26 protein-coding genes and 1 tRNA gene are annotated in these 26,771 nt (G+C 66.5%); 15 read left to right on the top strand and 12 right to left on the bottom strand.

Annotated features, from left to right (window positions below; translation table 11 throughout):
- The first annotated feature begins 53 nt into the window (after nucleotides 1-53).
- A complete protein-coding gene (locus tag ACNSN4_RS00135; RefSeq protein ID WP_004048101.1) occupies nucleotides 54-248 on the top strand; it encodes a cold-shock protein in 195 nt (64 codons plus the stop codon).
- 316 nt (nucleotides 249-564) lie between these two features.
- Here ACNSN4_RS00135 and ACNSN4_RS00130 read toward each other — a convergent pair whose 3' ends face one another.
- Nucleotides 565-879, bottom strand: coding sequence for a 2Fe-2S iron-sulfur cluster-binding protein (locus ACNSN4_RS00130; RefSeq protein ID WP_418283744.1), 315 nt, complete (start codon nucleotides 877-879; stop codon nucleotides 565-567).
- A gap of 178 nt (nucleotides 880-1,057) precedes the next feature.
- On the opposite strand from ACNSN4_RS00130, the gene ACNSN4_RS00125 reads away from it, so the two are divergent.
- From ACNSN4_RS00125 to ACNSN4_RS00110, 4 genes are all read left to right on the top strand, one after another.
- A complete protein-coding gene (locus ACNSN4_RS00125; RefSeq protein ID WP_418283743.1) occupies nucleotides 1,058-2,218 on the top strand; it encodes a DUF7093 family protein in 1,161 nt (386 codons plus the stop codon).
- 128 nt (nucleotides 2,219-2,346) lie between these two features.
- Entirely contained in the window at nucleotides 2,347-2,730 is a 384-nt protein-coding gene (locus ACNSN4_RS00120) for a DUF5611 family protein (protein WP_418283742.1), read from the top strand.
- Between the two features lie 334 nt (nucleotides 2,731-3,064).
- Nucleotides 3,065-3,523, top strand: a complete 459-nt coding sequence (locus ACNSN4_RS00115; RefSeq protein ID WP_418283741.1) for a universal stress protein — start codon at nucleotides 3,065-3,067, stop codon at nucleotides 3,521-3,523.
- A 110-nt stretch (nucleotides 3,524-3,633) separates the two neighbouring features.
- Nucleotides 3,634-4,614, top strand: coding sequence for an ROK family protein (locus tag ACNSN4_RS00110; RefSeq protein ID WP_418283740.1), 981 nt, complete (start codon nucleotides 3,634-3,636; stop codon nucleotides 4,612-4,614).
- Between the two features lie 45 nt (nucleotides 4,615-4,659).
- Here ACNSN4_RS00110 and ACNSN4_RS00105 read toward each other — a convergent pair whose 3' ends face one another.
- Nucleotides 4,660-5,670, bottom strand: a complete 1,011-nt coding sequence (locus tag ACNSN4_RS00105; RefSeq protein WP_418283739.1) for a PrsW family intramembrane metalloprotease — start codon at nucleotides 5,668-5,670, stop codon at nucleotides 4,660-4,662.
- A gap of 106 nt (nucleotides 5,671-5,776) precedes the next feature.
- On the opposite strand from ACNSN4_RS00105, the gene ACNSN4_RS00100 reads away from it, so the two are divergent.
- Both ACNSN4_RS00100 and ACNSN4_RS00095 read left to right on the top strand, forming a co-directional pair.
- Complete coding sequence (locus tag ACNSN4_RS00100; RefSeq protein ID WP_418283738.1) at nucleotides 5,777-6,244, top strand: DUF7532 family protein; 468 nt, start codon at nucleotides 5,777-5,779, stop codon at nucleotides 6,242-6,244.
- Complete coding sequence (locus tag ACNSN4_RS00095) at nucleotides 6,241-7,704, top strand: ribonuclease FAU-1 family protein (RefSeq protein WP_418283737.1); 1,464 nt, start codon at nucleotides 6,241-6,243, stop codon at nucleotides 7,702-7,704. Before ACNSN4_RS00100 ends, ACNSN4_RS00095 begins: the two co-directional genes overlap by 4 nt.
- Before the next feature lie 29 nt (nucleotides 7,705-7,733).
- Here ACNSN4_RS00095 and ACNSN4_RS00090 read toward each other — a convergent pair whose 3' ends face one another.
- The 4 genes from ACNSN4_RS00090 to ACNSN4_RS00075 all read right to left on the bottom strand — a co-directional run bounded on the left by ACNSN4_RS00090 (nucleotide 7,734) and on the right by ACNSN4_RS00075 (nucleotide 11,353).
- Entirely contained in the window at nucleotides 7,734-8,060 is a 327-nt protein-coding gene (locus ACNSN4_RS00090; RefSeq protein WP_418283736.1) for a NifU family protein, read from the bottom strand.
- 129 nt (nucleotides 8,061-8,189) lie between these two features.
- On the bottom strand, nucleotides 8,190-8,516 hold the full coding sequence (locus ACNSN4_RS00085; RefSeq protein ID WP_418283735.1) for a hypothetical protein: 327 nt from the start codon (nucleotides 8,514-8,516) through the stop codon (nucleotides 8,190-8,192).
- Nucleotides 8,517-8,556: 40 nt separating this feature from the next.
- On the bottom strand, nucleotides 8,557-10,638 hold the full coding sequence (locus tag ACNSN4_RS00080) for a cation:proton antiporter domain-containing protein (RefSeq protein WP_418283734.1): 2,082 nt from the start codon (nucleotides 10,636-10,638) through the stop codon (nucleotides 8,557-8,559).
- Between the two features lie 103 nt (nucleotides 10,639-10,741).
- The gene (locus ACNSN4_RS00075; RefSeq protein WP_418283733.1) at nucleotides 10,742-11,353 is read right to left on the bottom strand and encodes a 2Fe-2S iron-sulfur cluster-binding protein; all 612 of its coding nucleotides are present in this window, start codon (nucleotides 11,351-11,353) and stop codon (nucleotides 10,742-10,744) included.
- A gap of 227 nt (nucleotides 11,354-11,580) precedes the next feature.
- Here ACNSN4_RS00075 and ACNSN4_RS00070 point away from each other — a divergent pair, with 227 nt between their 5' ends.
- Nucleotides 11,581-12,063: an RNA-binding protein gene (locus ACNSN4_RS00070; RefSeq protein WP_418283732.1), complete on the top strand. Its 483-nt coding sequence runs from the start codon at nucleotides 11,581-11,583 to the stop codon at nucleotides 12,061-12,063.
- Nucleotides 12,064-12,472: 409 nt separating this feature from the next.
- Nucleotides 12,473-13,348 carry an endonuclease/exonuclease/phosphatase family protein gene (locus ACNSN4_RS00065; RefSeq protein WP_418283731.1) on the top strand — a complete coding sequence of 292 codons (876 nt, stop codon included), beginning with the start codon at nucleotides 12,473-12,475 and terminating at the stop codon, nucleotides 13,346-13,348.
- A gap of 86 nt (nucleotides 13,349-13,434) precedes the next feature.
- Here the strand turns inward: ACNSN4_RS00065 and ACNSN4_RS00060 are convergent, their stop codons facing one another.
- Nucleotides 13,435-14,127, bottom strand: coding sequence for a DUF1028 domain-containing protein (locus ACNSN4_RS00060; protein WP_418283730.1), 693 nt, complete (start codon nucleotides 14,125-14,127; stop codon nucleotides 13,435-13,437).
- Nucleotides 14,128-14,544: 417 nt separating this feature from the next.
- Here ACNSN4_RS00060 and ACNSN4_RS00055 point away from each other — a divergent pair, with 417 nt between their 5' ends.
- Genes ACNSN4_RS00055 through ACNSN4_RS00040 form a run of 4 tightly spaced genes read left to right on the top strand, consistent with a single transcriptional unit; the run spans nucleotide 14,545 to nucleotide 22,448 of the window.
- Nucleotides 14,545-16,620 carry a PrkA family serine protein kinase gene (locus ACNSN4_RS00055; RefSeq protein WP_418283729.1) on the top strand — a complete coding sequence of 692 codons (2,076 nt, stop codon included), beginning with the start codon at nucleotides 14,545-14,547 and terminating at the stop codon, nucleotides 16,618-16,620.
- Nucleotide 16,621: 1 nt separating this feature from the next.
- Nucleotides 16,622-19,018 carry a PrkA family serine protein kinase gene (locus tag ACNSN4_RS00050; protein WP_418283728.1) on the top strand — a complete coding sequence of 799 codons (2,397 nt, stop codon included), beginning with the start codon at nucleotides 16,622-16,624 and terminating at the stop codon, nucleotides 19,016-19,018.
- Complete coding sequence (locus ACNSN4_RS00045; protein ID WP_418283727.1) at nucleotides 19,009-20,391, top strand: DUF444 family protein; 1,383 nt, start codon at nucleotides 19,009-19,011, stop codon at nucleotides 20,389-20,391. Before ACNSN4_RS00050 ends, ACNSN4_RS00045 begins: the two co-directional genes overlap by 10 nt.
- A complete protein-coding gene (locus tag ACNSN4_RS00040; protein ID WP_418283726.1) occupies nucleotides 20,388-22,448 on the top strand; it encodes a SpoVR family protein in 2,061 nt (686 codons plus the stop codon). Before ACNSN4_RS00045 ends, ACNSN4_RS00040 begins: the two co-directional genes overlap by 4 nt.
- A gap of 7 nt (nucleotides 22,449-22,455) precedes the next feature.
- On the opposite strand, the gene ACNSN4_RS00035 is transcribed toward ACNSN4_RS00040, so the two are convergent.
- Both ACNSN4_RS00035 and ACNSN4_RS00030 read right to left on the bottom strand, forming a co-directional pair.
- The gene (locus ACNSN4_RS00035; protein WP_418283725.1) at nucleotides 22,456-23,151 is read right to left on the bottom strand and encodes an alpha/beta hydrolase; all 696 of its coding nucleotides are present in this window, start codon (nucleotides 23,149-23,151) and stop codon (nucleotides 22,456-22,458) included.
- Nucleotides 23,148-23,762: a VOC family protein gene (locus ACNSN4_RS00030; protein WP_418283724.1), complete on the bottom strand. Its 615-nt coding sequence runs from the start codon at nucleotides 23,760-23,762 to the stop codon at nucleotides 23,148-23,150. Before ACNSN4_RS00030 ends, ACNSN4_RS00035 begins: the two co-directional genes overlap by 4 nt.
- Before the next feature lie 136 nt (nucleotides 23,763-23,898).
- On the opposite strand from ACNSN4_RS00030, the gene ACNSN4_RS00025 reads away from it, so the two are divergent.
- The gene (locus tag ACNSN4_RS00025; RefSeq protein WP_418283723.1) at nucleotides 23,899-24,051 is read left to right on the top strand and encodes a hypothetical protein; all 153 of its coding nucleotides are present in this window, start codon (nucleotides 23,899-23,901) and stop codon (nucleotides 24,049-24,051) included.
- Nucleotides 24,052-24,091: 40 nt separating this feature from the next.
- On the opposite strand, the gene ACNSN4_RS00020 is transcribed toward ACNSN4_RS00025, so the two are convergent.
- On the bottom strand, nucleotides 24,092-24,301 hold the full coding sequence (locus tag ACNSN4_RS00020; protein ID WP_418283722.1) for a hypothetical protein: 210 nt from the start codon (nucleotides 24,299-24,301) through the stop codon (nucleotides 24,092-24,094).
- 132 nt (nucleotides 24,302-24,433) lie between these two features.
- Nucleotides 24,434-25,276, bottom strand: a complete 843-nt coding sequence (locus ACNSN4_RS00015; RefSeq protein ID WP_496923279.1) for a DUF8231 family protein — start codon at nucleotides 25,274-25,276, stop codon at nucleotides 24,434-24,436.
- Between the two features lie 303 nt (nucleotides 25,277-25,579).
- Here ACNSN4_RS00015 and ACNSN4_RS00010 point away from each other — a divergent pair, with 303 nt between their 5' ends.
- Entirely contained in the window at nucleotides 25,580-26,383 is an 804-nt protein-coding gene (locus tag ACNSN4_RS00010) for a DUF7839 domain-containing protein (protein WP_418283721.1), read from the top strand.
- Nucleotides 26,384-26,484: 101 nt separating this feature from the next.
- Here ACNSN4_RS00010 and ACNSN4_RS00005 read toward each other — a convergent pair.
- Nucleotides 26,485-26,560: transfer RNA gene (locus tag ACNSN4_RS00005), tRNA-Cys, on the bottom strand.
- Nucleotides 26,561-26,771: the final 211 nt, after the last annotated feature.

Raw genomic sequence — 26,771 nt, 5'->3', positions numbered from 1 at the left:
GTAACTGTACACTCGCAATCCTTATCCCGGGACGGCGCTTGTGTCTAGACGCAATGGCGACCGGAAAGGTTGATTTCTTCAACGACACTGGCGGCTACGGATTTATTGAGACTGACGACGCTGACGACGACGTGTTCTTCCACATGGAAGACGTCGAAGGGCCGGACCTCGAAGAGGGCCAGGAGCTCGAGTTCGACATCGAGTCCTCGCCCAAGGGTCCCCGCGCGTCCAACGTCGTTCGGCAGTAAGCCGATCCGATAGGTGGGTCGGTCCGGCTGACGCCGAACACGGCTCTGACACGAGACACTAAGACTTTTCCCGCACCGCGGATTCACGTCCGCTGCGGGCCGTTATCACGACAAAGAGCGTCGCAGCCGTTCATTCGGACGGGTGTCGGCGACCAGCGGTAGCTACACCCCGACGGTGACCGCACAGCAATCGACGACGGTCGATGGTATCCGACGACGGTCGATGGCATCCGACGACGGTCGACGACGCCCGACGGCACCAACGGCAACTGACGGCAACTGACGGCAACCGCGCGTCCACCGCGGTACCGACCGCTCAAACGTGCTGTCCCCAGAGGCCGCGTCCCTTCATTACGGTAACGTCACCCTCGACGCGCGTCTGACAGGCGAGTCGGACATCGTGGCTCGGGTGGTGCGGCGGGAGCCAGAGGCGGGCCTTCTCCTTTTTGCCGGGCTCGCTGACCTCGCCTTCGACCTTGACGGCGCAGGTACCGCACGACCCTGTCCCCCGACAGTTGAACTGCTTGGACCGCCCGTTGTACACGGAGAGACCGGCCTCTTTCAACACGTCGCGTAACACGGCACCCTTCTCGCACTCGATCTCCTCGCCTTGGTAGGATACGGTCGGCATAGACGATCGATCAGTACGTGACCGGCTTACAAAGAGTCTGGGTCGCCGACGGTCTGGGTGTATCTCGATACGGCCCGCGTCGACACCGGGGACTCTGCACCCGGACTCGATATCGTGCGTCGGACGTCAGACGCCGGACGGGGCGTTTTTTTACCCTCGGCACCGCAGGAGAAGCATAATGGGACTCAGGTGTCTGCTCGGGCACGACTTCGACGAGCCCGAACTACAGCGCGAGCGCGAGGAGGACGGGAGCGAGGTCGTCACGACCGTCACCGAGGTGAAGACCTGCGCTCGTTGCGGCGAGACGCAGATCGTCAGCGAGAACACCGAGGTCACGACGATGGAGCAGCTGGCCGACGAGGCGACAGCCATCGGCGCCGACGACGGCGACGACGAACGCGGCCTCACCATCGACGACGAACGCGGCCCCACGGTCGACGATCAAACCGCGGACGCGACTGCTGGCACGGGCGACGTCGAGGCCGGGGACGCCACCGTCGACGACGCCACCGTCGACGACGCGACTGCCGACGACGCCATCATTCTCGACGACGAACCGGTAGACGCGACCGCCAGCGCTGAGGGCGGAAACATCGACGACAACAGTAGCGACGACGGCAGCGGCGACACGGATCCGGCAGCGGCTTCGGCGAACGAGGACGCCGAGTTGCTCGACGAGAGCACAGATGAGAGCGCAGACGACGGGGGACTCGGCGGCGACTACGAAGAGTATCCGGACGTCGAGACCGCGGATCAGGCGGCGAACCCCGAAGAGCGCGCCGAGACCGACGACGGTGTGATCCTCGACGAATCGGAGACGACCGACGAGGACCGCGAGCGGGGTGCGTGGCCCGAGGTCGACGAGGAGGAGGCCCCGGGGTCGGAACCGACTCCGTGGCCGGAACAGGCGGGCGAAGACGAGGGGTACAGCGCCGAAGTCACCAACGGAGACGGAGCCGGAGGTGTCGAGTTCGGCGGAGGCCTCACGCCGGAAGTCGATGACGCTGCGGTCGACGGGGACCCCGAGTTCGTCGAGGGGACCGACGGAAGCGACGAGAGGGTCGAAAACGCGTGGTCGACCGGGAGCGGGAGGGACGGCGCCGCAAGCGAGAGCGACGCGGACGTCGGTGAGGCTGGCGGGACCGACACAGGGAGAGACGAGGGCGTTGAGATCACCCACGGCGAGAGCCCGGCTCTCACGCGGTCGATGTCGGACGTGACGACCGAGTACTACTGCCCGGAGTGCGAGATGACCCGCTCCGCCGCGGGCAACTCCATGCGCGCGGGCGACATCTGTCCGGAGTGCAAGCGCGGGTACGTCTCCGAACGACCTCGCTGACAGCCGCCGGACTCGGCCTCGGGAGCCCATCGAGTCGGCCCACCGGACCGAGAGTGGCAGATGCGGGTCAGCACCACGGAGAGCCCGTGACGAAACTGGTTTACGCACCCCTGTCGAACGGTGGCGACATGAAGGAGTACAAGATGCGACGCGGCGAGCATCTGGAGGACCGCATGCCCGACCTGAAAGGATCTATCGAGGAGTACTTCGGTGAGGTCTCAGGCACGGAGGAGTGGAAGGGACACGAGCTGTACGTGGTCTCCGAGCCCGACAATCCGGTGTTCGACCGCATCGTCGCCGGTGCCACGAAGTACGGGAGTAAAAAGGACAAGCTCGCCGTTCACTTCGAGGAGCGCCCCGCCGAGGACGTCATCGCCGAAGGGAACGCCGACGCCGCCGCCGACGCGGTCGACGCGAAAAACGAGTTCCTGCTGGAAGCGACCGGCCGCGACGCGAAGTCGCGACGCGAGTCCCTGAAGCGCGAAGTCGAGGACGACGCCCCCGACTACTGACTCGTTTTTGCGGAGCGCTGATTCGTCGCTCACGCGTTACGGTCGCGTATGCTCACCGATCGAGCGCAGCGGATCGAAGGCGGCGGATCGAAGGCGGCGAGCAGCTGTGCCTGAGCCGGTCAGCGAGCGGCTTTCACAGAAGCGTGACATCCTCCCCATGCTAAAAGACGGGGCTTTCTCCTCGCACCTCCGTAACCGGTCTAAGTGCCGATAATCGATTTTCTGGAGCCTGTACCGCCACGCGGTTGAACGTCAGGATCGATCGGATGAGAATTAATTCAGATTCGAGTTAATAATTCAGAGGGTTTAAGAGGATCCGGGACCAAGTAGGTGTATGAGCATCGAGACAGTACTACTGGCAGTCGGAACGGAAGACGAGAAGCGAACCGAACAGCTCGCAGAGGAGGCGATCGCGATCGCCAAGCCCGCCGGCGCGGAGGTCGTGTTGACTCACGTGTTCACCGACGACGAGTTCGACGGCGTCCGGTCGCAACTCGGCGTGGACGCGTCGAGCGAGGGATCGACGCCCGACGCGGTTGCGACGCGACACACCACGATCCGGAACCTCGCGAAGGCGCTCGACGATGCCGGCGTCAACTACACCATCCGCGGCGCAGTCGGCGAACTCGCGGACGAGGTTGTCGCGACGGCTGAATCTATCAGCGCCGACCGCATCGTCGTCGGCGGTCGACGGCGCTCGCCCACCGGAAAGGCCGTGTTCGGCAGCGTCGCGCAAGACGTCATGCTCTCGGCGCCGTGCCCGGTGACCTTCGTGCGTGAAGTGGCGGCCTGACGCTGCAGACGACCGTATAAAGACGACACGTCCAGCGACACAGAGACGACGTGTCCGGGAAGTCGCCGAAAGCGTCCCGCTTAAGTGACACCGGTTCGCCCGTTTACCCGATGTACTACGTGGGCGTCGACCTCGGGGCGACGAACGTCCGAGCGGTCGTCGGCGACGAGACCGCGACTGTGCTCGGTACGGACTCGAAGGGGACTCCCCGCGGCCCGAACGGGATCGCGGTGACCGAGGCCGTGCTGAGCGTCATCCGCGGCGCGTGCGCGGACGCGGGAGTCGATCCCACCACAGTCGTCGCCGCGGGAATCGGCTCGATCGGCCCACTCGACCTCGCCGCGGGCGTCGTGCAGGGCCCGGCGAATCTCCCGGACACCGTCGAGCGAATTCCGCTCGTCGGGCCGGTCTCGCAGCTTTTGAACACCGACGAGGTCCACCTCCACAACGACACCATCGCGGGCGTCATCGGCGAGCGGTTCCACTCCGAACGCAATCCGGACGACATGGTGTACCTCACCATTTCCTCCGGGATCGGCGCCGGGGTCGCCGTCGACGGCAACGTGCTCTCCGGGTGGGACGGCAACGCCGGCGAGGTCGGCCACATGACTGTCGACCCACACGGATTCATGACCTGTGGCTGCGGGCTCGACGGCCACTGGGAGGGATACTGCTCGGGCAACAACGTCCCGAAATACGCCCGCGAACTCCACGAGGAGGACCCGATCGAGACGTCGCTCCCGATCGAGGACCCCGACTTCTCCGCGATCGACGTGTTCGAGGCGGCCGGGGAGGACACCTTCGCCGACCACGTGATAGACCAGCTAGCGCACTGGAACGCGATGGGGATCGCGAACGTCATCCACGCGTACGCTCCGCTCGTCGTGAGCGTCGGCGGAGCCGTCGCCCTGAATAACCCCGAACGCGTGCTCGATCCGGTCCGCGAGAAGCTCGCGGACATGGTGTTTATCAACGTTCCCGAGGTCCGGCTCACCGAGCTCGGCGACGAGGTCGTCGTTAAGGGCGCGCTCGCGAGCGCGCTCACGGGCGGCACGGGCGACCGCTCGCGGGCAGAGGCGCCCCCGAAGTAAGCGGAACGGTCTCAAAAGAGAGCGGTCTCGAAACGGCAGAGCCCGTCAATCCTCGAACTCGGTGAGCTCCGGCTCCACGGCCGGATCGGCCGCGTCACGCGTGTCGAGGTACGCGTCGCGGTACCGCCATATCTTCCGGAGGAGGACGTACCCGAACGCGCCCTGAAACACGACGACAAACAGGAACAGCGAGGCGATCCGAGGCAGGCCGGTAAGCGCCGAGGCGAGGGTCGTAACCGGACCGACGAGCGTGTTGTACAGCGCGTGGATCGCGGCGGCGATGACGAGTCCTTTGATAATGATCGGCCCGCGGTGTTCGGGGTTGAACTTCGCGAGCCCGAGGTAGTACCCCGCGAACGCCGAGTAGATGACGTGGCCGGGCCCGGCCAGCGCCCGGATCGCGGCGATACCATCGCCCGCCGCCAGCGCGGAGACACCGAACGTCAGCTCCTCTATTTCGACGGTTTGGACGATGTACACGAGGTTCTCGATGACGACGAATCCGAGCCCGGCGATGGCGCCGTACACCGCGCCGTCGATCACCGCGTCGAACCGGTCGTCGGTGTACGCGTACAGCCGAACCGCGAGCAGCTTCACCGTTTCCTCGACGGGACCGACGATCACGAAGAAGAAGAGGACGATCCCGAGGAAGCCGAGCGGTTCGAAGTACGGCTGCGCGAGGCTGTTGAGGACCGCCGCGAACGTCGCTGTCAGAATCGAGAGCAGAAACGTCGCGACGAGCAGTGAGAGCGGTTCGCCCGTCGTCACGTCGGAGACGTACACGTACGCGGTGAGACCGAGTGCCGGAATCGCCGACAGCCCGACGAGCATCGCGACCGTCCGGTCGAAGACGAGTCCGAGCCCGAACGACCCGAGAATGAGCAGGAGACCCGCGAGCGCGACGAGCACGACGAACGCCTTCGCCGATCGAGTGATGAGCCAGTACAGCGCGACAGAGAGCCCGTCCAACGAGGTGCGCTCCTCCCACGTGGCGATGTCGTAGAGGTCGCGGTCGTCGTCAGCGCGGGATTCGACGGGATCCGACCGGGATGGCATGTCGTGGCGTTCGGCCCGAGGTGACTTAAGCCGTGGCCGCGTGGTCGCAAGGACCCCCGACGGCGCGAGCCGATGGAGTTGAAACGGCGGCGCTCGAAGGGAAGGTATGCACTTCGACGCACGGACCCAACGGGCGCTCCGCGAGGCGGGGCTCGACGCGGACGCGATCGCCACGGCTTCGGATCGCGTCGCCGGACTCGTCGCCGCGGACGCCGATCGGCTGCGAGCGTTCTTCGGTGCCGACGGGACCTACTACTCCGACATGGATCTGGCTCACAGCACGGCCGAGGTACAGGAACACGCGAGCGCCGACGTCGACCTGTTCACCCACGGCGGCGACCTCCGCGGGTACCTCTCGCTCGACGGCTGGGGGGTCGCCGTCGAGGACGGTCGGGTGTTGCGCTCGGAGGCAGACACAGCCGGATCGGCGGACAACGATGGCAGAGACGGCGACAGTGCGGACGGTAACAGTGCGGAGAGTGCGAACGGAGACCGGCCCGTTCTGGTCGAGCTCTCGCTCGGGCCGACGGTTCACGACCGCGTCCGCTTCGCCCGCGAGCGCGACGAGCTATGACCGGAAACATCCGCGTCCGTGGCATCTACGCCACGGCCCTCACCGAGCTGTTCGTCGACGCCGGCCACGAGGTCGTCGACGCCTCCGATCCGATCCGCCGGCGATTCGACGACGAGGCGTTCGAGAACTCGGTCCCCGACGTCCGGGTGTCGACGAGCGCGGACAGACAGGGCGTCGGCGCGAGCGGCGACCCGGATACGGTGTCCGACGTCTGCGAACGCCTGCACGACGTGGGAATCGACGCGCTGGCGTGGGCCGACACCACACCCCCGGGGTCGATTCTCGACGGTGAGGTGACCGAGACCCTGGGCGGGGGTGCCGTCGTCTCGCTCCGCACTCGCGACGGGTCGAGCGAGGGATACCTTCCGTACGGGAGCATCGACGCGCGCGTCGAGACGGGCGACGCGGTCCGCGTCCAGGTCCGCGAGTCCGCCGCCCCGTGGGGGGACCGGCGTCCCGAGGTGTCTGGAGAGCTGTGCGTCGGCGGGGGCCTCGTCGCGCTCGAACCGGGATCGGGAACCCGCGTCGACGTCCGCGACGACGAGGCCGCTCGGGAGCTCGCGGGGATGGTCGATCTGCTCGGCCTCGAGCCGCCGGAGGGATGGCGTGCGATGTGGCAGCCCCCGGCGCTCGACGCCGATCGAGGCGCATTGGAATCGGGATTACGCCGGGCCGCCGAGGCCGTCGAAGGGCTCGGTTCGGTCCTGGACGGAGCGGCGGGGAACGCCGCGAACCTCGTCGGCGCTCTCGACGACGCAGACGCCATCCGAGACGAGCCGCTCGCGACGCCGAACGCCGGAGTATGGGTTTGGTTCGGACGCGAGAGCCGGTTCGGGCTCGACGACCGGCGACGAGCGGTCACGGCGACGATGCCGGGACATCACCGGGTGAAGGCGGGTTCGAGCGACGCGTCCACCGGCGTCGATCTCGCCGAGGCGCTGTGCGCCCCCGACCCGGACGCCGCGTTCCCCTTCGGCGTCGTGACCGACGCGTTCGGTCCGATGGTGGGAGACGCGCTTCGCATCGATCACGGGAAGCCCGACGGCCGGTGTTTCAGCCTCGGTGAAGGGACGGTCACCGACGTCACGGCCGACGGGTCGGTCACCGTCGAGCGCGAGATGACGAGCGGCGGGACGTACGACGGGCTTGACGTCCCGCGCGGGCCCGGCGACGTCGCGGAGACGAGCCTGAAGGAGGGTCGCTGGTGGTACCCGACGACCTATCGGGGCGCGGACGGCACGGTTCGAGGGACCTACGTCAACGTCTGCACGCCGGTCGAGGTGTTCCCTGACGCTGCCCGCTACGTCGACCTCCACGTCGACGTGATCAAACACGCGGACGGACGCGTCGAGCGAGTCGACGACACTATCCTCGACGAGTCGGTCGCGGCGGGACACACCGCAGAAAAGCTGGCGGAGAAAGCCCGGAGCGTTGCGTCCGCGCTAGAGAAGGCGCTGTGAGGCGGATATCCGCGGAAGGGTCGACCCTCTCAGAAGTGGTTCGCGGCCTCGGTTTCGTGTTTGAGCTCGCCGCCGCGACCGCCCTCAACGGTGGACGCGCCCTGATCGCCGGAGGAGGCGGTCCGGACCGTCACGTTGGTCACGTCTTCGAAGTCCATGATCAGGTCGCGGCGGATGTTGTCGGCAGTGATGTTCGAGATACCGCAGCCGGAGCAGGTACCACCGAGCTCGACGACGACCTCGCCGGTCTCCGCGTCGGCCTCGCGGACGACGCTCGTGCCGCCGTGCATCTGGATGATGGGCATCTGCCCGACCATCCACTGTTCGACTCGCTCGGCGAGGCTCTCGTCGCTCATTGTCGACCGTTGGCACCCGAGCATATGGAAGCTTGCGGTTTGCGAGCACACTGGGGCGACGAAACGAACTATATCATCGTCGTTCCGCAGAGAGCCGAGCGAAGGAACTGGAAGCGGTTTCGCGCCCGGTCACTCGTCGCGGTCGTCGACGGATTCCGACTCGCTCGGCAGTCTGGTCGGGTCGGCGGGGTCGTCGCCGTGCATCGAGTCGTCGCGTTCGAGTAGATAGAGGAGGGGACCAAGCACCGCGATCACGAGTACGCCCGGCAACGGGGCATCAGGAACGATGACACGGGTGAAGACGGCCAGTCCGCCGGTGACCGCGACGAGGACGGCCCACGAGGCCGGCGTACCGAGGTCGACGCCGACTCGGGTCGCGTCGCGATAGATAAGCATCGAGAGGAGCGCGACGGTCCCGACTGCCGCTGCAGTCCCGACCGCGGTGACGAGAGACATGACCGATGTTGGAACGAGTGGGGAAAAAGCGTGTCGCGGCTCACTCGATTGTGAGGAATCGTGTGTCATACCCCGTCTCGCCCTGGCGCGGCGTCACGATGATGAACGAGTGTGGCGGAAGCTCCGCGAGTTCCCTGGGGAGCGACGTGAGCGCCGGGTCCCAGCCGACGCTCCCTCGCCGAGGTGAAATCGGCACGACGAGGTCGTCTGACGCCGTCTCGTTCCGAAGCGTCGCAGACAGCGCCGACCACGAGTCGACGCCCTCGAAGCGGCCCGTAAGCTCCGGGTCGACCATGCTAAACAGGCGTTCGTACTGCCGAGGGTTGTCGACGACCGCGTACACGTGAAGCTCGGCACCGAGTCGGTCGGCCAGTCGCTTGACGATGTGAACGGCCTCGTAGAACCCCTCGTGGTGGTCGATACCCGGCGGCGCGACGACGAAAATCCGCTCGGTCGTGTTGAGGGGATGACCGAGCCGCGAGATGAGAACGGGAGCGCTCGTTCGGCGGAGGACGCGGTCGATGATGCTCCCGAAGACGCGGTTGCTGAGCGACTGCTCGGCGTCCCACCCCATCACGATCACGTCCGCGCGGGTTTCGGTGCTCGCTCTGACGACGCCCGACGCGATACTGTGGTTCACGCGAGTCTCAGACCGAACCGGGACCTCAGCCGCGTCCGCGAACACGGCAGCCTCATCGAGCCGCGCTTCCGCATCGGCGAGGGCCGCTTCGTCGCCGGAGCCGCGGGGCTGCACGACGGTCAGAAGGTGAATAGGGCTCTCAGCCATGTCGTCTTTGAGCGCGAACGCCAGTTCGATCAGCGGGCGCTGACGGTCCGCGTTGGTCGACAACGGCAACAGAATCCGCGGATCGAACTCGTCGGTATCGGCTGGCTCGACGTCTTCTCCGAGCGCGAGGCGCGTCCCGTATCGCTCGGTGAGCCACGGACTGAGAACGGCCGCAGCGAGCATCATCACGACGACGGCGTTGAGCACGTCGGCACCGAACAGTCCCGCGTCGAAGCCGACGAGCGTGATCGCCAGCGCGGCCGCCGCCTGACCGACGGAAAGCCCCGTGAGTACACCGAACTCGTTTCGGTCGTATCCCTGGATCGCCGAGACGAGACCAGCGGCAGCCACCTTCGTCGCGATCATCGTGCCGATGATGACACCCGCGACGAACAGCGTTCGAAACCCGTCGATCAGGACGCCGGGGTCGACGAGCATTCCGACGTACAGTAAAAAGAAGGGGATGAACAGCGCGTTCCCCACGAACTCGATGCGGTTCATCAGCGTGCCGCCGCGCGAGACGAGGCGGTTCAGCGCGATACCGGCGACGAACGCCCCGAGAATATCCGAGAGGCCGAGCACCTCCGCGAAGCTCGCCGCCGCGAAGATTGCAGCCGCGACGAGCAGGAATTCGAAGTAGCTCTCTTGGCTCGTGTTTTGGAAGAACCACCGCGCGACCGGCGGAAGGAGAAGCCAGACGCCCGCGAACAGAACGACGATCGACGCGAACACCTGTCCGAACAGCAGGAGCGTCAGCGCACCGTCGGCCTGTCCCAAGACGATCGCGAGCACGACCAACGCGAGCGTATCGGTAAAGAGGATACCACCGAAGACAGCGGTCACCGCGCGGTTTTTCGTGACGTCGAGGCGGTTAACGACGGGATAGGCGAGCAGCGTGTGTGACGAAAACACCGCGGCGAGCAGAAACGCCGCCCACTGGTCTAGTCCGAGAACGTAGACGCCGACGAGCGAGCCGACACCAAACGGAAGGAAGAAGCTCGTTAGTCCGAACAGGGCCGCATTCTCGGGCGCGGCGAGAAACCCCCGAAGATCGAGTTCGAGTCCAACGGTGAACAGGAGGTACACCAGCCCGACGTTACCGAGGAGGACGATCGCATCCGTTTCGGCTAACACGCCGAGACCGTTAGGCCCGATCGCCGTGCCGACGAGGACGATACCGACGATACCGGGAAGACCAGCCCGCTCAATGAGCATCGGAGCGACGAGAAACGTCGTCAGCGCAAGCGCGAAGACGATCACCGGCTCCTCGATCGGAAGCGGCGGGACTCCGGCCGTAAGGGGTAATTCGGAGGAAGGCAGGAAGTGGTACGTCACGAGTTGTAGGTGCGGAGGAGTGTGAGAGCGTGGACGCGACGAAGCGTTCAGTCAGACGACCGAGCGGACAGCGGTAAAACGCCGCGCTCGAAGGTGATGCCGCTCAGGGCGCTTCGCCCGTCTCGATGCTGAAGGAGTCGCGGGGGTACGCGACGCAGGTCAGGGTGTATCCGTCTTCGAGTTCCGCCGCTTCGAGCATCTGCTGGTTGTCGTGCTCGACGAAGTCCTCGGACGGACCGTCGGTGATGTGTCCGGCGCAGGAGACGCACTGCCCCTGACGACAGGCGTACGGGAGGTCCCATCCCTCGTCTTCGCCCTGATCGAGGATCGGCTCGTTGTTGGCGAGTTCGATCGTCTCGCCCTGCTTGACGAACTCGACGTCGAAGTACTCGACCTCGTCTTCGGGAATGTCGGCGGGGCCGGCGCTCGCCGTGCTTCCGTCTTCCAACTCGCCCTCTCCGCCCTCGCCGCCGGCCGGGATCGCACCGCCGCCGCCACCGCCGCCGACCGCCCGGTTGCCGGGTTCGGGGAAGTCGGTCTCGGGGACCGCAGCCGCGCGCTTTTCGAGCACTTCGTCGGAGATGTCGGTGGTCGACTCCCACCCGGTCCCCTTCAGCGAGCTGACGAGGACGATGGTCAACGTCGCGATCGCTGCGAGCACGATCGCGAGCGGGTTCACGATCGCCGTGAGCGCGATCGCCAGTGGGTTGAGCATACGAACGGATATGAAGAGGTTGCTTAAGGTCGTTTTGATCGGTCCAACCCCATGAGAGGCCGACGGGCGGCACGCGAGCAACCGCGGTGGCGGCCGCGATCTCTGGCGACAGAAACGGTCCCAGCGGCGACCGGGACTCCGAGCGACGGGCGGCAGCCCCAGCGGCGACCGCGCGCCCGGGTGACGGAGACGGACCATTTATCGGCCGAGCGGTCGAGTAAGCGACCATGGACGTGAAATCCCGGCACCACCTCCGAAGCGACGATATCAAGACGATCCGCGAGGCGGTCGGCGACCACCTCGGCGTCGACATCGACGGCGACACCTTCGAGCTCGTCGAGTTCGTCAACGCGAACTACGAGCTCGTTCTGGTCGACGGCGAGCCCGCCGTCTTTTACGTCGACGACGACGAGCCGTTCCTCACCGTCCGCGGCGCGAACGACTACGAACCCAAGATGGGGATCGTGACTGTCGACGCGGGCGCCATCTCGTTCGTCTCCGACGGCGCCGACGTGATGCGCCCCGGTATCGTCGAAGCGGATTCGGCCATCCGCGGGGGCGACCTGGTCGTGATCGCGGAGGAGACCCACGGCAAGGTGCTCGCGGTCGGTCGCGCGCTGGTCGACGGCGACGAGATGGTCGGTGACAGCGGGAAGGTCGTCGAGTCGATCCACCACGTCGGCGACGAGCTGTACGAGTTTTCGGGATAAGCGAGCGAGTGAGAGAGTGTATATAAATAGTCGGACGGCAGCGACGACGACTATTTATAAGAGAACGGTGCGGCGGGCGCGACCCGCCCCCGAGGTCACCGGCGGCGAAGCCGCTGGCTGCCAGAGAGGCCTCCGGTCCCTCGCTGGAGTCGGATCGGCGCGTGCACGCGCCGATCCGACGAGGCGGGACGGTGTAAGGTGCGGAGAGGGAATCAGAGTCCTCGTCGTGAGGCGTCACTGCAGAGTCTCCAGGAGTCAGGTATAATCGAGCGACTGGGGCTTTGGAACTGGTCACCGTCGACCCGTCGAACGCTATTTATAAGCGAACGAGCGGAGCATCAACGACGAACCCGCCGTACTCGCGATCGCTCCGCGCCTTTTAATCGCCTCGCCCGCGATTCCCTCGACAATGACCGCGATTCGGGTGTTAAGCTACAACGTCCGCTACGCCAGCCGCGACGACCACCACGACGCGTGGCACGACCGGCGCGACGCCGTCGGCCGACTCGTCCGCTTTCACCGCCCGGACGTCGCCGCGTTTCAGGAGCCGCTTCCCGAGCAGCGCAGCGACCTCCGCGAGCGACTGCCGGGCTACGAGTTCGTCGGCCGCGGCCGTAACCCCGGGGGCGACGGCGAAGGATGCCCGATCGCGGTCCGTACCGACCGCTGGAAGGTCGTCGATGACGACACCTTCTGGCTCTCGGAGACGCCCGCAGAGCCGTCAAGCGACTGGGACGCGGCCCATCCGCGGATCGCGACATGGGCGCGGGTTCGGGTGGCCCCCGACGACGGCGACGACGCGCGAACCGACGGCGGCAATCCTCGTCAGGAGCTACTCGTCGTCAACACGCACTTCGACCACGTGAGTGCCCGCGCCCGGCGCGAGTCGGCCCGGCTCCTGCGCGAGCGACTCCCGAAACTAGCCGACGGGGCGACGGGTGAGTCGAATCCCCCTCTACCCGTCGTTCTCGTCGGCGATTTCAACTGTACGTCGGGGTCGGAGCCGCATCGGATCCTCCTCGGTGACGATCCGGAGGCGGATCCGAAGGATCCGACCGGCGACGACCGACTCGCGCTCCACGGCGCGGCCGAGAACGCTGTCCTCCGGCACGGTCCGAAGACGAGCCTCACCGACTTCGTGCACCTGATCGACGGGCGGCGGATCGACCACGCGCTCGTCTCTGCAGGCGTCGACGTCGAGGCGTTCGCGACGCTCACCGACCGCGACGACCGCGGGCGGTACCCCTCCGACCACCTGCCGATCCTCGCGCGGCTGGACGTATGAGACGCCGAAGACGCTATGAGACGCAGAAGACGTTATAAAACGCAGAAGACGCTCCAAGACGCTCTCGGGGGTCCCCGGAGACCGCTCTACTCCTCGCTCTCGTCCGCGTACTTCTCCAGGACCGTCTCGTAGCCGCGCTTCGCCGTCTCGTACGTCTCTCTGAGGTCCGCGATCGGCGTCTCGGTGGCGTCGACGCGGAGGTCGTCGTAGTAGGGGTCCTCGGTCTCGTCACCGTCGGTCGTCCGCACCAGCAGCGCCGCGGACTGGACTTCGAGGTCCTCTCGCTTGTCGCCGCCGGCCTCGTGTCCCGCGGCCAGCGCGTCGATCAGTCGCTCAGCGAGCGGAGCGTCGCCGTGAGCGTCCGACTCGTAGGCCGCGGCGGTGTCGTCGATCACGTCTTCGCCGGTCAGCAGGTTCCCGGCGACGGTGTAGTTCTCGCCGACCGTGTGGCCGTACCAGTCGTTACACTCCTCGCCGGAGAAGGCGAAGGTGCCGTCGGCGTCGACGCCGTGGAGCTGCCGTTGGGGCTTCCCGTCGTCGGCGTTCAACAGCGCTTCCAGCGCGTCTTCAACGGCGAGCCCGTCGTCGAGGTATTCGATCCCTTTCCGTCCGAGATCGACGTTGACGAGCGACTGTGTCGCTACCGCGCCGTTGTCCGACGCGAACGGACACAGCGTCCCGACGCCCGGCAGCCGCGTGGTCACCGCCACGCCGTATCGTATCTGGTCGTCGCCGTCGTCGTCGGTGTATCGCTCGCGAACGCAGATGCTGAACGTCACACTCGGGGGTCGGCGCGGCGGCCGCAAAAGGGTACGTTCCGGGGGCGACGTTTCCGGTTTCAGCCGCGTTCCGACGACACGTCGGTTCGTGTGGGAGACCCACATCGCCGTGGAGACAAACGGGGAGCCGAGATGAGCGCAGTTACGGCCGCTAAGGGGAGCCAAACCGCTGGCACCGGAGACGGTAGTAGTTTCATGGGTGGTGCCAACGGGCGACACACTTATGCGTGCCAATCCCTCCCATACATATAGCCTCGGTTACGGGCGAACGGCGATCCACCGCGGGTCGCCCTCGACGACAGCGGCGTTCGCGGCTCGATGAGCCGTCGTCTCAGGCACGCAGAGCCGTGCCGCCGCGCGTCGGGGGGTACTCAACAGCGGATCGCCGCCCGTCCGAGCGACCAGAGACGAGATACAATGTCAGACCGACACACGCTCGAACGGCTCAGCGAGGAGTACCGGACGAACGTCCCGGACGACCTACGAGAGTCCCGTTCGTTCGACTGGTACCTCGACGCGCTGTACGAGGACCCCCGCATCGCGCGCAACGCCCACCAGCGGGTCGCCGATATGTTCGACCACTACGGCACCCGGTACGACGAGGAGCGCGGCGTCGTGGAGTACGCGCTCGCCGCCGACGATCCCCTCCACGACGGCGAGAACGTGTTCTACGGCCGTGAGATCCACGAAGCGATTCACGAGTTCGTCAACAAGGTGAAATCCGGTGCCCGCGGACTCGGCCCGGAAAAACGGATCAAGCTCCTGCTCGGACCCGTCGGCTCGGGGAAATCCCACTTCGACTGGCTGGTTCGACGCTACTTCGAGGCGTACACCCGCGAGGAGTCCGGGCGGATGTACACCTTCCGCTGGGTCAACCTCTGTTCGGTGATCGGCGACCAAGACCCCGGCGACGACACCGTGCGCTCGCCGATGAGCCAGGACCCGCTCGTGCTCCTCCCGCGCCCGCAGCGGGAGGCCGTCCTCGACGACCTCAACGAGCGACTCGACGCCCCGTACACCCTCCGAAACGACCAACACCCGGACCCGGCCTCGGAGTTCTACCTCAACGAGCTGCTGGCCCACTACGACGACGACCTCCGGCGAGTGCTCGACGAACACGTCGAGATCGTCCGACTCGTCGCCGACGAGAACCGGCGGGAATGCATCGAAACGTTCGAGCCGAAAGACAAGAAGAATCAGGACGAGACGGAGCTCACCGGCGACGTCAACTACGCGAAGCTCGCGGTGTACGGCGAGTCCGACCCGCGCGCGTTCGATTACGCCGGCGCGTTCTGTAACGCGAACCGCGGGCTGTTCTCCGGCGAGGAACTGCTCAAACTGCAGCGGGAGTTCCTCTACGACTTCCTCCACGCCTCTCAGGAGTCCACGATCAAGCCGAAGAACAACCCGCGGATCGACATCGATCAGGTGATCGTCGGCCGGACGAACATGCCGGAGTACCGCGAGAAGACCGGCGACGAGAAGATGGAGGCGTTCAACGACCGCACCAAGCGGATCGACTATCCGTACGTGTTGGAGTACGAGAGCGAGGCGAAGATCTACGGCAAGATGCTCGACAACGCCGACGTACCCAACGTCCACGTCGAGCCGCACGCCCTCGAGATGGCCGGGCTCTTCGGCGTGCTCACCCGACTGGAGGAGCCGACAGACGAGACCGTGAGCCTGCTCGACAAGGCGAAGGTGTACAACGGCGAGATGGAAGACGAGGAGATCGACCGCCGGAAGCTCCGGACGGACGCCGCCGAGTCCGCCGACATCGGCGAGGGGATGGACGGCGTCTCCGCCCGCTTCATCGGCGACGAGATCGCCGAGGCGATCATGGACGCCACCCACCGCGACCGGGGGTACCTCTCGCCGCTGTCGGTGTTCGACCACTTCGAGGCGAACCTCGGCGGTCACGGCTCGATCGCCGAGGACGACCTCTCTCGCTACGAGCGCCTCTTGGAGACCGTCCGCGAGGAGTACCGCGAACGCGCCATCGAGGACGTGCGTCACGCGCTGGCGTACGACGTCGACGAACTCCGTCGACAGGGAGAAAAGTACATGGACCACGTGATGGCGTACATCGACGACGCCACCGTCGACGACGAGCTCACCGGCCGCGAGACGGAGCCGGACGAGACGTTCATGCGCGCCGTCGAAGAGCAGCTCGACGTCCCGTCCGACCGCAAGGACGACTTCCGTCAGGAGGTGTCGAACTGGATCTCCCGCCGGGCCCGCGAGGGTCGCGGGTTCGACCCGCAGGAGAACGATCGCCTCCGCCGCGCGCTCGAACGCAAGCTCTGGGAGGACAAGAAACACAACATCAACTTCTCCGCGCTGGTCTCGGCGACCGACCTCGACGACGAGGAACGGAGCAGCTGGGTCGACGCTCTCGTCGACCGCGGCTACTCCGAGGACGGCGCCGCGGAGGTCCTGGAGTACGCGGGCGCCGCCGTCGCCCGTTCGGAAATCGAGGGCGGTGGGGACTGAGATGACCGAACGAACCCGCACAGACGGCGACGACTTCGTTCGCGACGCCGACGAGACCCTCCGGGGCGCGTACGACCCGCCGATGGGACTCGACGAGTACGTCGACCGCGTGTTGGAGACCCCGCTCGCTGCGGCCTCGGGCGCCCGATACGTGCTCGCCGCCATCGAGTCGCAGGGGACCCGCGAGGTCCGCGAGCGCGGAGAGCGATTGGAGCGGTACCGCTTCTTCGACGACCCGTTCAACGACGGCGAACACGCCGTGTTAGGGAACACCGCCGCGCTCAACGCGTTCGTTGACGACCTCCGGGCCGCCGCGGCGGGCCGCGGCAACGACGAGACCATCGTCTGGATCGACGGGCCGACGGCGACCGGGAAATCGGAGTTCAAGCGGTGCCTGATCAACGGTCTCCGCGAGTTCTCGAAGACGGAGGCCGGGCGACGGTACACCGTCGAGTGGAACGTCACCGGCGCCGGTACCGGGCTTGGCAGCAGTGGCGGGCGGTCGCTCTCGTACGGCAGCGGCGGCGACGCCTCGGCCTGGTACCGCAGTCCCGTTCAGAGCGCACCGCTGTCCGTGTTTCCCGCCGACGTCCGGGAGTCCATCGCCGACGCCGTCGCCGATGACGCCTACCCGATCGCGGCCGACGTCGACCTCGATCCGTTCAGCCGCGAGGCGTACGACCACCTCGAATCGGCGTACCGCGACGAGGGGCGACGAGACCTGTTCTCGGCGATCACGGACCGGAGCCACCTCCGCGTGACGAGCTACGTCGTCGACGTCGGCGAGGGGATCGGCGTGCTCCACGCCGAGGACGACGGGAGCCCCAAGGAGCGGCTCGTCGGCTCGTGGATGGGCGGCATGCTCCGCGAGCTCGACTCCCGCGGGCGAAAGAACCCGCAGGCGTTCAGCTACGACGGCGTGCTCTCGCAGGGAAACGGCGTCGCGACCGTCGTCGAGGACGCCAGTCAGCACGCCGACCTCCTCCGTCGGCTGCTCAACATCCCGGACGAGAGTCGGGTGAAACTCGACAAGGGGATCGGGATGGATCTGGACACGCAGCTGATAATCATCTCGAACCCCGACCTCGACGCCGAACTCGACCGTCACGCCGAGCGCGAGGGCGCGGACCCCCTGAAGGCACTGAAACGGCGGCTCACGCGTCACCAGTTCCGATACCTCACGAACCGCCGGCTGGAGGCGGAACTGCTCCGACGCGAGGTCGGCGGCGTGACCGGAACGCCGACGGTCGACGGCGTCGAGGCGTCCGCGGACCACCACCGGCGAACCGATGCCGCACTCACCGTCGACGTCCGTGGCGGGGACGGAACCGTGACGGAGCGCGAGCTCGCGCCCCACGCGATCGGCGCGGCCGCGCTGTACGCGGTCGTGACGCGACTCGACGCCGACGACCTCCCGGCAGGGATCGACCTCGTGGAGAAGGCGGAGCTGTACGAAGCGGGCGAAATCCACCGAGAGGCGTCCGGCGGCGACGGCGAGGAACGAATCGCTATCGACGACGTCGAGATCGGCGACGGCGACGGTCAAAACGGGATTCCGGTCACGTACACGCGCGATGTCATCGCGGAGTTACTCGGGAGCGATGCCGACCGAAGCCACCCCGATCTCCCCGTCGAGCGCGTGGTAACCCCGACGGACGTGCTCGACGCGATGGCCGAGGGGCTGGCGGACGCTCCCGTGTTCTCGCGCTCGGAGGTCGCCGAGTTCGAGAGCCGGAGGGCTCCGGTCGCGGAGCGCATCCGGGAGCGGCAGCGGGCCGACGTGATCGACGCGGCCCTCGCGGAGGCGACCGTCTCGACGGAGACCGTCGCGGAGTACGTCGAGCACGTGTACGCGTGGGACGCCGACGAGCCCGTCGAGACGGAGCGCGGCCCCGAGGAGCCCGATGCGCTCGCGATGAAGGTGTTCGAAACGGAGACGCTCGGTCGGTTCGACGGTCGCGACTACCGCGGGACCGCGCCGTCGGAGACCGTCGCCGAGTTTCGTCGGGAGCGCGTGATCCGCGCGCTCACTCGGTACGCCTGGCGGAATCGCGGCGACGAGTTCAGCGTCGACGACGTCGATCTCGACGAGATTCCGGAGCTCCGGGCGGTCCTCGACGCGAACGACCTCGCGGACCTGAAACGGCGGTTCCCCGAGCTGGATCCGAACGAGTGGGCCGACCCGCCGGCGGACACGGAGACGGCGCGCGTGAAATCGGAGGCGATCGACCGGCTCGTCGACCGCGGATACGGCCGCGCGTCCGCGGAGCTGACGACTCGCGCGGTCATGCGCGACGCCCGCGACGAGTGGACGGTGCTCGACGTCGACGGGGACGACGGCGAGCGGAGCCGCGACGGCGGCGACGACAGGAACGGGGGCGGTCCCTCGTGGGACTGACCGAGGACCGCGAGCGGTTCAGAGCGATCGGCGAGAAGCGCCGCGAGGACCTCTCGGAGTTCATCGCTCACGGCGACCTCGGCGGCTCCGATCCCGACCGCGTCCGCATCCCGATCAAGATCGTCGACCTCCCCGCGTTCGAGTACGACCGGCGCGAAGCTGGCGGCGTCGGGCAGGGACAGGGCGGACGGCCGCAGCCCGGGCAGCCCGTGGACCCGGAACCCGGCGAGGGCGACGAGGACGGCGAGCCCGGCGAGGAGGGCGGCGACCACGAGTACTACGAGATGGATCCCGAAGAGTTCGCCCGCGAGCTCGACGAGGCGCTCGGGCTCGATCTGGAGCCGAAGGGGAAACGCGTGGTCGAGGAAGTCGAAGGGGAGTTCGCCGACACCGCCCGCGCCGGCCCGAAGGGCACGCTCGACGTCGACGAGTTCTTCAAACGCGGACTGAAGCGACACCTCGCGACCGACTTCGACGACGCGTACGTCCGAGAGGGGTTGTTCGTCGCCGACGCGGACGTGGACGACGTGTTCGCGTGGGCGCGCGAGCAGGGGATCCCCGTCTCCCGGGCGTGGATCGCCGACGCGGCCGCGACCGTCGCCGAGGAGCACGACGAACCGGTGACGGCGCTCGACCGGTGGGAGAGCTTCGACGCGCTCGAAGCGGAGGTCGACATCGAACCCGTGAGCCACCGGATCCGACGAGAGGGGATCGACAGCGTCCCGTTCCGCCGCGAGGACGAGCGGTACCGACACCCCGAGGTGATCGAGAAACGCGAGCGCAACGTCGTCGTCGTCAACGTCCGCGACGCCTCCGGGTCGATGCGCGAGACGAAACGCGAGCTCGTCGAGCGGGTGTTCACGCCCCTCGACTGGTATCTGACCGGCAAGTACGACGCCGCCGAGTTCCGGTACGTCGTCCACGACGCGGAGGCGTGGGAGGTCGACCGCGCCGAGTTCTTCGGGATTCAGTCCGGCGGCGGCACCCGGATCTCCAGCGCGTACGAGCTCGTCGAAGAGATATTGGAGGAGTACCCCTTCAGCGAGTGGAACCGATACGTGTTCGCCGCCGGCGACTCCGAGAACGCCGGCAGCGATACGACGCAGTCGGTGATCCCCCTGATGGAGTCGATCGACGCGAACCTCCACGCGTACGTCGAGACCCAGCCCGGCGGCACGGCGGCGAGCGCCCGTCACGCCGACGAGGTGGAGAAGGCGTTCGGCGACGCGGACGACGTCGCCGTCGCGCGCGTGTCGGAGCCCGCCGACGTCACCGACGCGATCTACGAGATCCTCAGCACCGAGGCGGAAGCCCGTGACGCGACCGTCGACAGCCGGTCGGCCGGTCGAACCGACGGCGGTGATCGGCGATGAGAGACGACCGCGTGGAGGCGAAACGCGAGGCGGAGTCGCTCGACGAGCCGGCTCGAGAGGCGCGGGACCTCGCCGAGCGACTCGGGCTGAAGCCGTACCCCGTGCGGTATTGGGTGGTCGACCACGACGAGATGAACGAACTGATCGCCTACGGCGGATTCCAGCGACGCTACCCGCACTGGCGGTGGGGGATGAACTACGAGCGCCAACAGAAAACGGACCGCCACGGTCTCGGGAAGGCGTTCGAGATCGTCAACAACGACGATCCGAGCCACGCGTTTCTCCAAGAGTCGAACACGCTCGCCGACCAGAAGGCCGTCATCACCCACGTGGAGGCGCACGCCGATTTCTTCGCGAACAACCGTTGGTTCGGGCTGTACGCCGACCGCGGCGAGGACGGGCCGAACGCCGCGGCGCGGTTGGAACGCAACGCCGATCGGATCGCCGCGATCATGGATCGGCCGGACGTCGACCGCGACACGGTCGAGCGGCTGATCGACGCCGTCTCCACGCTGGAGGACACGATCGACCAGCACAACCCGGTCGACGCCGCCCGGTCCGCCGACGATACCGGGATCACCGCCGATGTCGACGACGATACCGAGGACGCGATCGCCGCGATCGAAGCGCGGATCGACGAGCTCGACCTCTCCGCGGAGATCCGTCGAGACGTGTTCGACGACGAGTGGCTCGAAGCCAGCGCCGACGGCGTCGAGCCGGCGGAGCCGCGTCCCGACGTGCTCGCGTTCCTGCGCGATCACGGGAAGCGGCACGACGATGAGAGCGGAAAGGCGATCGACCGCGAACCGTGGGAGACGACGGTGATCGACGCGGTCCGCGAGGAGGCGTACTACTTCGCCGGACAGAAACAGACGAAGGTGCTCAACGAGGGGTGGGCCACCTACTGGGAGTCGATCATGATGGGCGGCGAGGGGTTCGCCGGCCCCGACGAGTTTCTGACCTACGCCGACCACATGTCGCGGGTGCTCGGCTCGCCCGGGCTCAACCCCTACAAGCTCGGATTCGAGCTGTGGACTCACGTCGAACTCGGGGCGGCCCGACGGGACGTGATCGACAAGCTGCTCCGCGTCGAGGGAGTGACGCCGGAGAGCTTCCACTCGCTGATCGACCTCGACGCGGTCGCCGAGGCGTTGGAACCGCACCCCGCCATCGCTGGTGCGGGACCGACGACCCTCGACGAGCTCGCCGAGCTCGCCGCCGCTGGCGACCCGCGGGTCGACGCGGAGACGGTCGATCGAGCGCTGTCGGCGCGAGACGGAGACGACACGGAGTCCGACGACGCTCCCGACATCGAGCGCTACCCGTGGAAGCTGCTCACGTACGAGGGGCTCGCCGAGCGCCACTACGTACTCGCGCGCCCGGAGCACCGCGGCGCCCTCCGGAACGTCTCCCGCGAGAGGCTGAGCGAACGTGCCCGCTACATGTTCGATTTCGACCGGTACGAGAGCGTCGAGGACGCGGTCGCCGACGTGGATCGGACCGCGGGCTGGGAGCGGCTGTTCGAGGTGCGCGAGAGCCACAACGACGTGACGTTCATCGACGCGTTCCTCACCGACGAGTTCGTGCGCGAGGGGAACTACTTCACTTACGAGTACAGCCGCGCGGCCGAGGAGTATCGGGTCGCCAGCGTCGACGCCGATGACGTCCGTCGGAAGCTCCTCTTGCGGTTCACGAACTTCGGGAAGCCGACGATCGTCGTGCTCGACGGGAACTTCCGAAACCGCGGCGAACTCCTGTTGGGCCACCGGTACAACGGCGTTGCGCTTGATGAGACGTCTGCGAAAGCGACCTTGGAACGCGTTTTCGAACTATGGGGTCGGCCAGTGAGCCTCGCGACGATACGCGTCGAGTACTCCGAGGAGGCGGTTCGACGCGCCAAGCGGCGGGGACGCGAGCCGGAAGGCGAGGAAGTCGGCGTCCGGTTCCAGTACGACGGCGGCGAGGTAACGGAACACGAACTCGACCCGTCGATCGAAGCACAGATCGCGGCCGACGAGGTGGATTACGACACGAAGCCCGACGATTGGCTGGCGTGAGTGAGCCCTATAGGCCCGCGACGACCGACGAAACCGCCTCGATCTCGTCGTCGTTGATCCCGTGACCCATCCCCTCGTAGATCCGGGTGTCGACGTCGGCCCCGAGCGCCTCCAACACCGCGGCCGTCTCGTGGACGCGCTCTTCCGGAATGTGCGGGTCGACGTCGCTGCATCCGAGGAACACAGGGGCACCGTCAAGCGCGTCAGCTGGCGTCTCGTTGCCAGCCGCGACCGCGCCGTCGACGTAGTCGTCAACTGCGACCGACTCGCCGATCAGGCCACCGCTGAAGACCGCGAGGCCGCCGTACCGCGTGGGATTTCGAGCGACGAACTCGCTGGCGAGGCAGGCGCCCTGCGAGAACCCGCCCACGAGCACGCTCTCCGCGTCGATCCCGGCGTCGGTCGCCGTCTCGACCGCGCGGTCGACCGCGCGTAGGCCCGAACTCCGACCGGGCTCGTTGTCCGAGACGGGCGAGAGAAAGGAGTTCGGGTACCAGGTGTTAGCCGCCGCCTGCGGTCCAAGCAATGCGATGTCGCGATCGCCGCCGAGTCGAGCGCCGAGTTGAAGCACGCTCCGGGCGGTCGCGCCCCGACCGTGGACCAACACCAGCGCGGCGTCCGCCTCAGCGACCGCGGTCCCGTCGGTGACGAGCGGCTCGTCGCCGTGGGGGTCGTCCCCACCGTGTGGCGATCGACGGCTCATACCCCCACACCCGCGTCGGCGTCGGGCAGATCGTATTTGTCGACCGGAAGTCCGAGCTCCTCCAGGGCCGCCTCCATGTGACGGTCCTGCGCGAAGTCCGCGCCGTCCTCTTCGCGAAGCCGCTGAGCAGTCGCGAGCACCTCACCCTTGCGGTCATGCGGAATGTCGTACTTGTCCGAGGAGAGCTCGATGACGAGCCCGTTGTTGTCCCGGGTGTAAATCGAGTGGAAGATGCCGCGGTCGAAGACGTTGTACCCTTTACCGGCCTCCTCCAGCGCGCGCATGATATCCTCGTACTCGTCGGGGTTCACGCTGAAACAGAGGTGGTGAACCGCTCCAGTTCCGGGACGCTGGCCGCGAGCGGACGGGCGGTCGTCGCTCACGAAGAACGTCAAGATCCGGCCGTCGCCGGTGTCGAAGAAGAGGTGGGTCTGCGAGGGGTCGTCGAGGTTCGGCTGGCGTAAGACGAGCGGCATGCCGAGGAGGTCGCGGTAGAAGGCGATCGTGTCGGCCTCGTTGCTCCCCCAGACCGTGATGTGGTCGGTGCCGGTCGTGTGGAACGGTGCGTCCGGGCGCTCCGGAGTGACCGGAGCCGCGTGATCGTCGCTCATACCACTCCTACGAGACGGGCGCCAATAAAACGGAAAGGGACCTCCGGGTGACCGGCTGACATCGGTGTTATCGAGACGGCCAGCGAGAGGCGACGAGAAGCGAACCGTTTAATCGACCGAACGGGAACCAAGTGGCATGGAGATACTGCTTCACTCAGGCCTCGAACACCCGAGCACCCTTTGGATCGCCGTCTCCGCGATCATCGCGTTCGTGCTCGGCATCGGCGTTAGTACCTACGGGCGCGCACTCATGAGTCGGTTCGACGAAGCCGCCGAAGAAACGAACTGATCGCCGAGAGCCTGCTGACACGACCCGTTCCGAACCACGCCTACGACCGCTGCCAGACCGGTGGGGCGACCCCGAGCGCACGAACGACAAACGGGTAGACGAACGCGACGGCCAACACGAGTACCATCGACGCGAGAAAGCCGAGCTCACCGACGAACCGCTGGACGACGGCCAACGCGACGAACATCGCGACGAACATTACACCCCAGTGTGGGGCAAGCTGACGGACTTTTTCGCCTGTCGAGGTCATATCGTCCGAAACGGACCCGGGAGATATAGCTTGTCGGTCGAAAGCCGCGGGAGAAACGGGGCGTTTTGCGGCCGCACTCCGACTGAGGACCGCATCACGCGGAAAAGACACTGGTTCCGCAGCGAGGGGATCTCAGTATCGCGTGGGAACGAACGCAACCGCGAGGAGCAGCACCGTGGAGAGAATCCCCAGAAGAACGACACGGAACAGACCGCTCGTGTACTGGTTAAACTGCTCTATTTCTGCGGCCTGTGCCTCGTAGGCTTCGATATCGGTGGACAGCGTGAGCGTCGACGCATCCGAGAAGTGGGCGACGTATTCGGATCCGCCGAGCGTGACCGTCGACTCCTCCTCGAGTTCGACCGCCGTGGTCTGAACGCCCTGCCAGACGACGACCGCGCCGTCTGCCGTGACCGCGTCGACGGTAACAGTCTCGTTGTTATACTCGAACGTATCACCGGCCTCGTAGGAGCGCTCGTCGGGTGCCGGGAAGTACTCCTCAGCGGGCACGAGCGTCGTGTCGCCGCTCTCGTCGGTGACGGCGACGTACTCACCGTCGTCACGCTCTATCGTCTCGTTATCCGCTGTATCGTCGGCTTCGAGGATGGCCTGTCGGTCAAATACTTCGACGAGAGTGAACGCCGTCGGCTCGTCGCCGTCGATCTCCACGCGCCACTCGTTGTCGTCGATCTCAACAGTGTCTCCGTTCGACCACGTCTCGGAGAGTTCCGCCTCTTCCTCGCGTTCGAGGACGGCGCTCATCGTCGTCTGGCCGTCATCGTCGGGCTCGCTCTCCGTAATGTCGGCGACGGTGTACGACTCGCCGTTCGCGTCGATCTGGTCACCCGAAGACACCACGAAGTCCGGATTGTCAAACGATATCTCGGGAGTCTCGGCCGTCACAGTGAGGGCGCCCGCCGCACCCGCGATGAGAACGAAGAGCGCGACGTACACGGCCACAGCGCGTCGTTGCATGGTTTCAGTGTGGGTCACCCGGTGTATAACGGTTACTAAGCCGGTCTCTCTGACAGTGGTAGCGATCCGGTCCGCTCGTCCGACCGACCGCCCCGTTACGGCCGATGAGTCGCCCCGACAACTGGATACCGACGGATCGGTCGAGCGCGAGCCGCGTGGTAGACAAGTAAAATCGTCTTTGAGACAACGCTACCGAGTATATCGCAAGCGAAGTTGAAAATGGAGAGGCTGAACGGGCCATACAGCGGCTGAACGCGAACGGTGTACAATAGCACTTTAATTGTGGAGACGTAACCGCAACCAATGGCAGATCCTGAAGGAGAGACCCCTCCAGACGTGCTCGACAGTAAGCGCGACGCGACGCGCTATCAGGTGTTGGTCGAGATCGCCGCACGGCAACCGGCGGTGAGCCAGCACGAGATCGCTGAGGCGATCGGGGTCACCTCGCAGGCGGTGAGCGATTACGTCAGAGACCTCGTTGAGCACGGATACGTGAAGAAAGGCGGTCGCGGGCGATACGAAGTAACGAAGGAAGGCGTCGATTGGCTGATCTCGCGTACCGACGACCTCCAAACGTATCTCGACCGCGTCAGTTCCGACGTGCTTGGCAGCGTCGAGGTCGACGCCGCGATCGCCGTGACCGACGTTGATGAAGGACGCGAAGTCGGGCTCATCATGCGAGACGGAATCCTCCACGCGACTCCCGCAGGCGGAACCGCGACGGCAGTTACCGTCACCGCCGCAAAGGCCGGAGAAGCGGTGGGCGTTGCGGATTTCGAGGGCGTCGTCGATTACGAGACCGGGTACGTCACCGTCGTCCCAGTCCCCGATGTCACCGACGATGCGTCGCCAGATCCGACCGCGGTTACCGCGGATCTTCCCGCAGAGAGCCTTCTCGCTGTCGCTGGAACGGAAGCGTACGCGCTCGTGTCACAGAGCGACCGGCAACCAGATATCCGATTCGGAACGGTCGACGGAGTCGCCGAGGCGGCAGTCCGGGGACTAGCTGTCCGTCTCGTGGTCGCAACCGGTCAGCTCCCGCAGCATACCGCCAAACTCCGCGAGGAAAACATTCCACACGAGGTCCTCGACCCGATCGATCGATAGCGGCGTATCGCCTGCCACGGTTCGACGCTCGCCTCAAACCGGCAGCCAGTGCGTGTGAAACGAGCGACCTCGCTCGAACTACCGATATCGATAGACAAGAGAGCCAAGGGCCGGATTTGAACCGGCGTTGGGCGGCTCTGCAGGCCGCTGCGTCTGACCAGACTCTGCCACCTTGGCGCGTGTCGATTTTACCGCAGTCGAGCGTTTAAGCCTAGCGGTCGCGATGGGAACGCCCGCTCGATAAATACGACAAGCCCACGGACGCGGTATCCGTGGGCTTGAAAACTTGTGTGGGGCAATCGCCCCGTATGAATGGGTAGGCGGCGAACCGCGGTTCCCAGAGGATCGCTCACTCCAGTACTTCCCGGTACGCTGGTGGGCTTAACTT

It is taken from the genome of Halorubrum marinum (assembly GCF_048381195.1).
Classification (GTDB): Archaea; Halobacteriota; Halobacteria; order Halobacteriales; family Haloferacaceae; genus Halorubrum.
This window is presented reverse-complemented; position numbering and strand designations above follow the sequence as displayed.